Below are 8,769 nucleotides of genomic sequence, written 5' to 3'. Positions count from 1 at the left end.
CCCGCGACAGCGCCGCCGCCATGGCCCGCTCAGGCTGCAGGGAGGGATGCAGATAGCCGCCGTTGAACTCGATCACCCCGGGCGGCGGCGCGGCCAGCGAGACCAGCACTCCGGAGGCGTCCACCGAGCGCGGTACGAGGTCGGCGGCGCCGTCGGCGCTCAGGGCGACCTCCTGCCAGGAGGTGTCTCCACCGGGGGCGGCCGAGGCGCGGGGCCGGACACGGAAGGCGCCCGCGCCGGGCCGGGTGACGACCAGCCCCTCGGCGGCGAGCAGCGCCAGCGCCCGGGAGACCGTCACGGGACTCACCCGGAACCGCTCCACCAAGGCCCGGCTGGACGGGAGCTTCTCATCGGGAGAGTAGCGGTCGAGCTCCGTTCGCAGCCGATCCGCCAGTTCACCGACACTGCTACGCTCATGCATGAGAGCACAGAGTAGCGCTACCGCCTCCCCCGGGATAGCGGTGCCCGCCGTCCGGGACAGCCGCGTCGGCACCCTGCAGGCCGCCCTCGGCGTCCTCGCCTTCTCCCTGACCTTTCCGGCCACCGCCTGGGGCCTCGAGGGCTTCGGGCCCTGGTCCCTGGTGGCCGTGCGCAGCGTGCTCGCCGCGCTGATCGCCGGCGGCTGTCTGCTCGCCCTGCGCATCGTGCCGCCGGACCGGCGGCACTGGCCCGGACTGGCGGTGGTCGGCGCCGGCGTGGTGCTCGGGTTCCCGATGCTGACCACCCTGGCACTGCAGACCTCGACCACCGCGCACGCGGCCGTCGTCGTGGGACTGCTCCCGCTGACCACGGCGCTGCTGTCCGCCCTGCGGACCGGCTCCCGTCCGTCGCGCACCTTCTGGATCGCGGCCCTCGCCGGAGCGGCCGCGGTGCTGGCGTTCACCGTGGGGCAGAGCGGCGGCGCGCTGACCACCGCCGACGCTTACCTCTTCGGGGCGCTCCTGGTGTGTGCGGCCGGATACACCGAGGGCGGCAGGCTGGCCCGGGTGATGCCGGGCTGGCAGGTGATCGGCTGGGCGCTGGTCCTGTGCCTGCCGGTCGCCCTGCCCGTCGCCGCGTTCGCGCTGAGCACCGAGCCGGTACGGCTGACCGCGCACAGCGTGGCCGGCGTGCTGTGGGTGGCGGCGGGGTCGCAGTTCCTCGGACTGATCGTCTGGTACCGGGGCATGGCGGCCATCGGCATTCCCAAGGCCAGCCAGTTGCAGCTCGCCCAGCCGCTGCTCACACTGGTGTGGTCGGTGCTGCTGCTGAACGAGTACCTGACGGTGGCCGCCCCGCTGACGGCCGCGGCGGTGCTGGTGTGCATCGCCGTCACCCAGCGGGCCCGCGGTTGAGAGGAGGCCCGATGCGCGCAACCCAGGGTGACCAGCTTGTCCAGCACGGCAGGGTGGTCGGCCAGCACGACAAGGTCGGTGAGATCGTCGAAGTGATGGGCGAGGAAGGGAATCCGCCCTACCGCGTCCGCTTCGAGGACGGGCACGAAGGCGTGTGCTCACCCGGCCCCGACACCGAGATCCGGCACAGGACTCCGCAGCACTAGGGTCCGTCCGGCGGATCGGGGCGGAGGAAGCGCAACGGTCCGTCGATGCCGCGTCACCGGCATGATCCGCCCGACAGGCCCCGAGGGCCCGGGCGGGCGGCGACCGCCCGGGAGGGGTGGTCGCCGCCCGCCCGGCACCCGGTCAGCGGGGAGGTTTCGCCGGCTGCCGGTAGTGGTCGGCGATGACCCGCGCCATGGCCCCGGCCGGATCGGCCGCGACCTCACGGGCGGCGAAGAAGACATGCCCGCCCACCTGCGGGTACTCCTCGGCGAGTGTGAGGTGGCGGGAGAGTTCGGCCGGGTCCCGCCAGGCCGCGGGCTGCGCCGGGTCGCCCGCCTTGTACAGCGCCTCCCCCGCGTACAGCCGGGTCCCGGTGCCCTGGACGACGTCGGCCCACCAGGGCAGCAGCTTCACGTAGTCGGCGGGGCCGAAGCCGATGTTCCAGTAGAGCTGCGGGCAGATGTAGTCGATCCAGCTCTCGCGGGCCCACTTGCGGGTGTCCGCGTGCAGGTCGTCGTACGTCTGCACGCCAGCGCGGGTGTCGGAGCCCCGCTCGTCCACCTCGGCGTTGCGCCACACCCCGAACGGGCTGATACCGAAGAGGGTGCCGGGCCGGATCGCCCTGATCCCGTCGGCCGTCTCCCGCACCAGCCGGTCGACGTTGTCCCGGCGCCAGGCCGCGCGGTCCGGGAAGGCGCCGCCGTGGGTGTCATGGGCGAGGTCGTCGTCGAAGGTCTGGCCGGCCACCGGGTACGGGTAGAAGTAGTCGTCGAAGTGGACCGCGTCGACGGGATAGCGGCGCACCGCGTCCAGCATCGCCTCCCGCACGAAGGCGCGGACCTCGGGCAGCCCCGGGTTGTAGTAGAGCTTCCCCCCGTACGTCACCACCCAGCCGGGGTTGCGTCGCGCCGGGTGGGAGGGGACGAGCCGGGCCGGGTCGGCGTGCATGGCCACGCGGTACGGGTTGAACCACGCGTGCAGCTGCAGACCCCGGGCGTGGGCCTCCTCGACGGCGGTGCCGAGCGGGTCCCAGCCGGGATCCGCTCCCTGGGTTCCGGTGAGGTACTGCGACCACGGCTCGTACGGCGAGGGCCACAGCGCGTCGGCCGTGGGCCGCACCTGGAAGACGACGGTGTTGAGCCCGGCGCGCACGGCCGCGTCGAGGTGCGCGGTCAGCTCGGCACGCTGTCGTGTGACGCTCAGGCCGGGCCGGGAGGGCCAGTCCCGGTTGGTCACGGTGGCCACCCACATGCCGCGCATCTCGCCGCTCGCCGCGCCGCCCCGTGCCGGGGCGCCGGACGCTCCCCGTGTCTGCCGCGGGGCGGCGGACGCCCGGGGCACGGTGGCCAGCGAGGCGAGCGCCACCGCCGTGAAGCCCCTGCGTGACACCGGTCTCATCGGACCCCCTCCGTTCACCGTCGTACCGCCGGACGCGGGCCCGTCGCGGGCCGTCCGGCCCCAGGATGCCCCACCCCCGCGATCGATCATCGATACTTCTTAGTAACGTGCACCAACGGAGCAGGCACCGGGACCCGGCTACCTGTCACAGCCGTAAGCAGGAACGAAGGGAACGATGTGACCGACATCGAACGCGTCGGAGTGGTGGGCTGCGGCCAGATGGGCGCGGGGATCGCCGAGGTGTGCGCCCGTGCGGGACTGGACGTGATGGTCGCCGAGACCACCGGCGAGGCCCTGGAGATAGGCCGTACCAGGCTGTTCAACTCCCTGTCGAAGGCTGCCGGGCGCGGCAAGATCTCCGCGGAGGAGCTGGAGGCCACACAGGCCCGGCTGAGCTTCACCACCGACCTCGGCGAGTTCGCCGACCGTGACCTCGTGATCGAGGCCGTGGTCGAGAACGAGCAGGTCAAGACCGAGATCTTCCAGGTGCTGGACCAGGTCGTGACCCGGCCGGACGCGATCCTGGCCTCCAACACCTCCTCCATCCCGCTGGTGAAGCTCGCGGTCGCCACCTCGCGTCCCGACCACGTCATCGGCATCCACTTCTTCAACCCCGCTCCGGTGCAGAACCTGGTCGAGCTGATCCCGGCGCTCACCACCTCCGAGGGCACGCTGAGCCGGGCCCAGTCCTTCACCGAGAAGGTGCTGGGCAAGCACGCGATCCGCGCGCAGGACCGCTCGGGCTTCGTGGTGAACGCGCTGCTGATCCCGTATCTGCTCTCCGCGATCCGGATGTTCGAGTCGGGCATCGCCAGCCGTGAGGACATCGACAACGGCATGGAGATGGGCTGCGCCCACCCGATGGGCCCGCTGAAGCTGTCCGACCTGATCGGTCTGGACACGGTGGCCTCGGTCGCGTACTCGATGTACGAGGAGTACAAGGAGCCGCTGTACGCCGCTCCCCCGCTGCTCCAGCGCATGGTGGACGCGGGCCGGCTCGGCCGCAAGAGCGGATCCGGGTTCTACACGTACGACTGAGCGGCGTTCCAACGGCCGGGCGCCCGCGCCGGGGGCCCGGCACCCGCGTCGGGGCCCGGCGTCGGGGGCCCGGTACCCGGTCCGGTGACACGCGTGCCGGGTCTTCGGCGTCAGGGCCGGTCGCGGTCCTCCTGGCCGAGCCTGAGGTGATGCAGCAGGAGTAAGGCCGCCGCCATGTTGGCGGCCGGCACCTCGCCCCGGGCCACCATGTCGGGGACCAGCTTCAGCGGTACCCACTCCCTGCGGTCCGACTCGAAGTCGTCCACGGGGTGTCCGACGTACTCGCCCTCCTCGGCCCAGTAGATGTGATGCCGGGCGTCGGTGAGGCCGTTGCACGGCTCCACGCTCATGAGGTGGTGCAGGGACCCCGGACGCCAGCCGGTCTCCTCCTCCAGTTCCCGCGCCGCGGCTCCGGCGATGTCCTCGCCGTCCTCGACCACTCCGGCCGCGAGTTCCCAGCCCCAGCTGTCGGTGATGAAGCGGTGCCGCCACAGCAGGAGGACCTCGTTGGCGTCGTTCACCACCGTGGCGACGGCGACGGGCCGCAGCCGTATGAGGAAATGGTCGAGGTGCCGGCCGTCCGGGAGTTCCACATCCGCGAGATTGACGCTGAACCAGCGGTTTGAGTACACAGGCTGTTCGTTCCGCTTCGTCCACTGCACGGTTCTGCCACCTTCCGACGAGTCAGTGGCAATATCGCAGCAACGGCCGTTCCGGCAGCAGGCGCACGGGAGGCCGCCCGCGGGGCAGCGGAAGGCGCGGGGACGGCGCACACCGGGTCCCGCGTCCCCGAACCGCGGTGGCGCTAGAGCGGTACGCGCAGGGCGTCGTCGATGAGTCCGGCCGCTTCGGCCGTACCGGCGCAACCGCTGCGCACGAGGTGCTCGCGCACCGCGCGAAGCCTGTCGCGCAGCCGCTGCGACTCCATCCCGCGGGCCTGCTCTGCCATCCGCACGGCGATGGCCACCGCCCTGTCGGCGTTGCCCTGGCGCAGTTCGATGGTGCTCAGCATGGCCAGCCGGTGCACCCGCCCCCGGTCGTGCGCGGGGTTGTCCACGGCCGCCGCGGCGTGCTCCCCCGCTGCGGCGAGTTCGCCGAGGCTCAGCAGGGCCTCCGCCACCTGGACGTTGACCAGGCCGGGCTGTACATAGCCGGTCTCGTCGGGTTCGTGTCCGCGCCGGATGTGCTCGGCGGACCGCTCGGCCCGCCGGATGCGGGACAGCGCGCTCGTGCCGTCGCCCAGGTGTGCGTACGCCTTGGCCTGCATCGCGTACAGGTCGGAGGCGAGGGCCGGGGTGATGCGGGGGCCGGCGGCGCGCAGCGCGGCCTCGGCGAAGGCGACGGCCTGCCGGTACTCCCGCATGTACAGCGACTGGTTGACGAGCAGCGCGATGACATAGGCGCCCAGGCCCCGGTCCCCGCTGGCCTTCGCCAGCCGGAGCGCCTGGTGGAAGTAGCGCTGGGCGAGGCCGTGCGCGTCGGAGTCGTACGCGCAGATGCCGGCGATCGCGACCAGTCCGCCGGTGGCCCGGTGCAGCTGGCGGCCGGTGGCGTCGGTGTAGTTGCCGCGCAGCAGCGGGGCGGCCTCGGCGTTGAGGAATCCGACGATCCGGGCGCGGGTCGCCACGCCGCCCGCCTTGCGGTACATCTGCTCGTAGTGGGCGCGGCCGGCGCGCAGCGTGTCGAGGTCGCTCGGGGTGACCCTGTGGCGGCCGCCGCGGGAGACGTCCACGTCCTCGGGCGGGTTCTCCCACTCCCACACGGGCATCACGGCGGGCGTGCCGGTGACGGCGGGGGCGCCGAGTATGTGCGGGCGGCGCTGCTGGTCGGAGCGCCACAGCGCGGTGGCCCGCTCGACGAAGCCGGAGAGCGATCCGGTGTGCGGGGCGGCTGGTTCGCCGGGCACGCCCAGCCCGATGTCGTCGAGGGTGACCGGGCGGCGCAGCCGGGCGGCGAGGACCTCGCAGATCAGGTCGGGTACCTGTCCCCGGGGCCGCTGGCCCTTCAGCCATCGCGCGACGGCGGTGTGCTCGTACCTCAGGGACAGCCCGCGCGCCCGTCCGGCCTGGTTGACGTGTGCGGCGAGGCCGGCATGCGAGATCCCTGCCTCGTCGAGGATCGCGTCGAGCAGAGAATTGGGCTGCATTCGGGCCCCCCGGTGGTTCGGTGCGGACAGAGTAGTGGCAGGCCGTTCACACGGGGTGTGAACGGAGTGCCCGCATCCGCAGTGTGCGCGCACTGTCGCGGAGAGTTTCCGGCCGGTTGACTGAATTGCCTCGAAAGAGGCCGGCCGGGCCGCCGGCTCCCCCTCGTACAGTGCGGCGGCCTGTCTCCGCGCCGTCCGCCCGGCTGCCTGCCCGACACTCCGTGGCGGGGCGGACGGCTCCGCCGGCCGGCGGGGGCTCTTCCTCGCCCCCGCCGCCCCTTCCCTTCCCGGGGCTGCGCCCCGGCCCCCGTCGCCCCTGCGGGGCCCCGGCCGAACCGTCACACGCGAGCCCGCGCACCGCGTGCGGACGGACCGCCCACCCACCCGACGGAGAGGCGTGATCACCCTTGGCGTCATCCGACGACCGGCCCGGCGACCGGTCCGCGGCCGCCTGGGGGACCTCTGAGCCTCTGAGGGCAGACATCGGGGCGGGTGGTCACCCGGGGTACTGCAGGTGGTCGGCCGTGGCGTGGGCGCGGTGGCGGAGTGCGGGGGCGGAGTGCCGTACGTGCCGCTCGTTCCTGAGGATCAGCAGCGCCACGTCGTCCTTCGGCGGGCCGGCCGAGTGCCGCAGCAGGGCCGTGAGGACCGTGCGGAGCACCGTCTGGGGCGTGAGGGGACGGGCACGGGCGGCCTCGGTGAGGACGTCGCACAACGGGAAGAACCGGCCCTCGGTGTCCCGGGCCTCCTCCGCCCCGTCCGTGTGGAGGACGAGCGCCTCACCCGGAAGCAGGCGTCCGCACGGCACGGGGGGAAGTTCGCGGGGCAGCGGGAACGGGCCGAGGGGCGGGAGCGGATCCGTGCGGTCGAGCGGATCGGCCCGTACGCCGGTCAGCAGGTGCGGCCACGGATGCCCGCAGTTCAGCGCCCGCACCTCCCCGTCCGGCAGGATCTCCAGCAGCAGTACGGTGACGAACTCCTCGGCGACCGCCGGGTCGGACTCGGTGTGGGCGCGCTCCCGCAGATGGCGGGCCATCGCCCGCTCCAGCCGGCGCAGCACACCCTCCAGCCGGGCCTCGTCGTGAGCGGCTTCCCGGAAGCTGCCGAGGACGGCGGCCACGGTGCGTACGGCATCGAGCCCGTGCCCGCGGACGTCACCGATGACGGCCCGCACACCGTGCTCGGTGGCGATCACCTCATACAGATCACCGCCGATCCGGGCACCCCGGTCGGCGGACAGATGGACCGCGGCGACGGCCAGCCCGCCGGCCCGCGGTGGCGGTGGCCGCAGCAGCGCGCTCTGCGCGGCCTCGGCGATCCCGCGATCCCGCGGGCCCGCCGCAGCTCGCGCAGCAGGGTGCGCCGGACGTGCAGGACGAGGCCGGTGATGACCGTGCACAGGACCGCGCTGCTGACCAGACGCGCGCTGAGCGCGTCGTCCCGGGCGAGCGGGCAGGTCAGCCGGTAGGCGACCGCGGCGGCCGCCCAGGTTGTGGGCACCGCCAGAGTGGGCGCCCGTGAGAGGAGCCGGGGCGGTGCCCAGCGGGCGGCCCCAGGCTTGAAGCGGATCATGCCGATGGCCCCCCATATAGGCCCGGACAGCGCAGACCGGCCCCGAAAGGCCGGTCTGATTCTGTCGACCGTATGGCCTGATCCAGACGCATCACCCGGATTACTCACTCGAACGAGTGAGGTGACCGGCAGGATGAGGGGCACGGGGTGGCGTGGGGGCGCACCACACCCCCGCTCGCCACCGGAAATCCGCGCGAACCATCCACCCCGAGGCGTCCCCCGCACACCGGCTACGGCCCGCCCGCGCCGTGCGGGCACCGGTGCACCGTCCCGGCCACGCCGACGAACCCGTACCACCGGGGCCCCGCACAGGCACCACCGGAAGGACCACCGCCGGCACCGCGAGAACGCACCCCCGTAGGACCACGCACACAACAGCGCACGCCCACCCACCCGGGGAGCTCGGCACCGGTCCGCCGGGACCGCTCCCCGCACGATCACCCACCGGGACCCTGCCACACCGGAAGACCGGCGGCGTCGGCCCGGAAGGACCGCGCCCCCGCGAGCGCCCGGGTGGGCGGTCGCGGGGGCGGTCGCGGGGGCGGAGTCGGGGCGGCGGGTGGGGCTCAGCTGCGCAGGACCGCTCCTGTGCGGTCGGTCGCGAGCGTGACCGCCGCCTCGCGGGCCGCCGATGCCTCGTCGACGGTCAGCGTGCGGTCGGTCGCGCGGAAGCGGAGTGCGTACGCCAGGGACTTGCGGCCCTCGCCCAGCTGCTCGGCGTTCTCGTACACGTCGAACAGGCGGATGGACTCCAGCAGCGGACCGGCGCCCTCGTGCAGCGCGGCCTCGACGTCCGCGGCCGGCACGAACGCGTCGACGACCAGCGCGACGTCCTGCGTGGCGACCGGGAACGTGGAGATGCCCGGCGCCTGCGGGGTGTCGTCGCCGACCCGCTCCAGGGCGTCGAGGTCCAGCTCCATCGCGCAGCTGCGCGCGGGCAGGCCCAGGGTCTTCACGACGCGCGGGTGCAGCTCACCGGCGTGGCCGATGACGCGTTCGGCGCCGTCGACGGTGACGGTCAGCTCGGCGCCCGGCGCGGGAAGGAACCCGTCGAGGCGGCATGATGGTCGGCGT

At 73.5% G+C, this 8,769-nt stretch carries 9 protein-coding genes and 1 pseudogene; 3 read left to right on the top strand and 7 right to left on the bottom strand.

Annotation, left to right across the window (positions count from 1 at the left end):
- On the bottom strand, positions 1-421 hold a 421-nt coding region (locus B9S61_RS17885; protein ID WP_146064877.1), incomplete at its 3' end, for a GntR family transcriptional regulator.
- Here B9S61_RS17885 and B9S61_RS17880 point away from each other — a divergent pair.
- Both B9S61_RS17880 and B9S61_RS17875 read left to right on the top strand, forming a co-directional pair.
- The gene (locus tag B9S61_RS17880; RefSeq protein WP_103543167.1) at positions 420-1,334 is read left to right on the top strand and encodes a DMT family transporter; all 915 of its coding nucleotides are present in this window, start codon (positions 420-422) and stop codon (positions 1,332-1,334) included. The genes B9S61_RS17885 and B9S61_RS17880 overlap by 2 nt on opposite strands.
- Positions 1,335-1,345: 11 nt before the next feature.
- On the top strand, positions 1,346-1,540 hold the full coding sequence (locus B9S61_RS17875; protein WP_103543166.1) for a DUF1918 domain-containing protein: 195 nt from the start codon (positions 1,346-1,348) through the stop codon (positions 1,538-1,540).
- A 142-nt stretch (positions 1,541-1,682) separates the two neighbouring features.
- Here the strand turns inward: B9S61_RS17875 and B9S61_RS17870 are convergent, their stop codons facing one another.
- Entirely contained in the window at positions 1,683-2,939 is a 1,257-nt protein-coding gene (locus B9S61_RS17870) for a glycoside hydrolase family 10 protein (RefSeq protein WP_103543165.1), read from the bottom strand.
- Positions 2,940-3,116: 177 nt separating this feature from the next.
- Here B9S61_RS17870 and B9S61_RS17865 point away from each other — a divergent pair, with 177 nt between their 5' ends.
- Positions 3,117-3,977 (top strand): 3-hydroxybutyryl-CoA dehydrogenase, encoded by an 861-nt coding sequence (locus tag B9S61_RS17865; RefSeq protein ID WP_181007412.1) that lies wholly within the window; start codon positions 3,117-3,119, stop codon positions 3,975-3,977.
- Between the two features lie 110 nt (positions 3,978-4,087).
- Here the strand turns inward: B9S61_RS17865 and B9S61_RS17860 are convergent, their stop codons facing one another.
- The 5 genes and pseudogenes from B9S61_RS17860 to B9S61_RS17845 all read right to left on the bottom strand — a co-directional run.
- Complete coding sequence (locus tag B9S61_RS17860; RefSeq protein WP_103543163.1) at positions 4,088-4,639, bottom strand: NUDIX hydrolase; 552 nt, start codon at positions 4,637-4,639, stop codon at positions 4,088-4,090.
- A gap of 143 nt (positions 4,640-4,782) precedes the next feature.
- Positions 4,783-6,123, bottom strand: a complete 1,341-nt coding sequence (locus tag B9S61_RS17855; RefSeq protein ID WP_103543162.1) for a transcriptional regulator — start codon at positions 6,121-6,123, stop codon at positions 4,783-4,785.
- A 496-nt stretch (positions 6,124-6,619) separates the two neighbouring features.
- On the bottom strand, positions 6,620-7,318 hold the full coding sequence (locus tag B9S61_RS43475) for a PP2C family protein-serine/threonine phosphatase (RefSeq protein WP_374936224.1): 699 nt from the start codon (positions 7,316-7,318) through the stop codon (positions 6,620-6,622).
- The gene (locus tag B9S61_RS43470; RefSeq protein ID WP_374936223.1) at positions 7,315-7,623 is read right to left on the bottom strand and encodes a hypothetical protein; all 309 of its coding nucleotides are present in this window, start codon (positions 7,621-7,623) and stop codon (positions 7,315-7,317) included. The genes B9S61_RS43475 and B9S61_RS43470 overlap by 4 nt, the downstream gene beginning before the upstream one ends.
- Before the next feature lie 638 nt (positions 7,624-8,261).
- A pseudogene (locus B9S61_RS17845) lies at positions 8,262-8,769 on the bottom strand (phenylalanine--tRNA ligase subunit beta); the annotation flags it as partial.

The sequence above is a fragment of the Streptomyces sp. SM1 genome (assembly GCF_002910825.1).
Lineage (GTDB): Bacteria > Actinomycetota > Actinomycetes > Streptomycetales > Streptomycetaceae > Streptomyces > Streptomyces okerensis.
Note: the sequence above shows the minus strand (reverse complement) of the source record. Positions and strands in the feature narration are given on the sequence as shown.

What these genes read in the sequence shown, in the direction of transcription:
- B9S61_RS17875 (WP_103543166.1), top strand. Translation starts at nt 1,346, where the DNA reads ATGCGCGCAACCCAGGGTGACCAGCTTGTCCAGCACGGCAGGGTGGTC.
- B9S61_RS17880 (WP_103543167.1), top strand. Translation starts at nt 420, where the DNA reads ATGAGAGCACAGAGTAGCGCTACCGCCTCCCCCGGGATAGCGGTGCCC.
- B9S61_RS17855 (WP_103543162.1), bottom strand. Translation starts at nt 6,123, where the DNA reads ATGCAGCCCAATTCTCTGCTCGACGCGATCCTCGACGAGGCAGGGATC.
- B9S61_RS17870 (WP_103543165.1), bottom strand. Translation starts at nt 2,939, where the DNA reads ATGAGACCGGTGTCACGCAGGGGCTTCACGGCGGTGGCGCTCGCCTCG.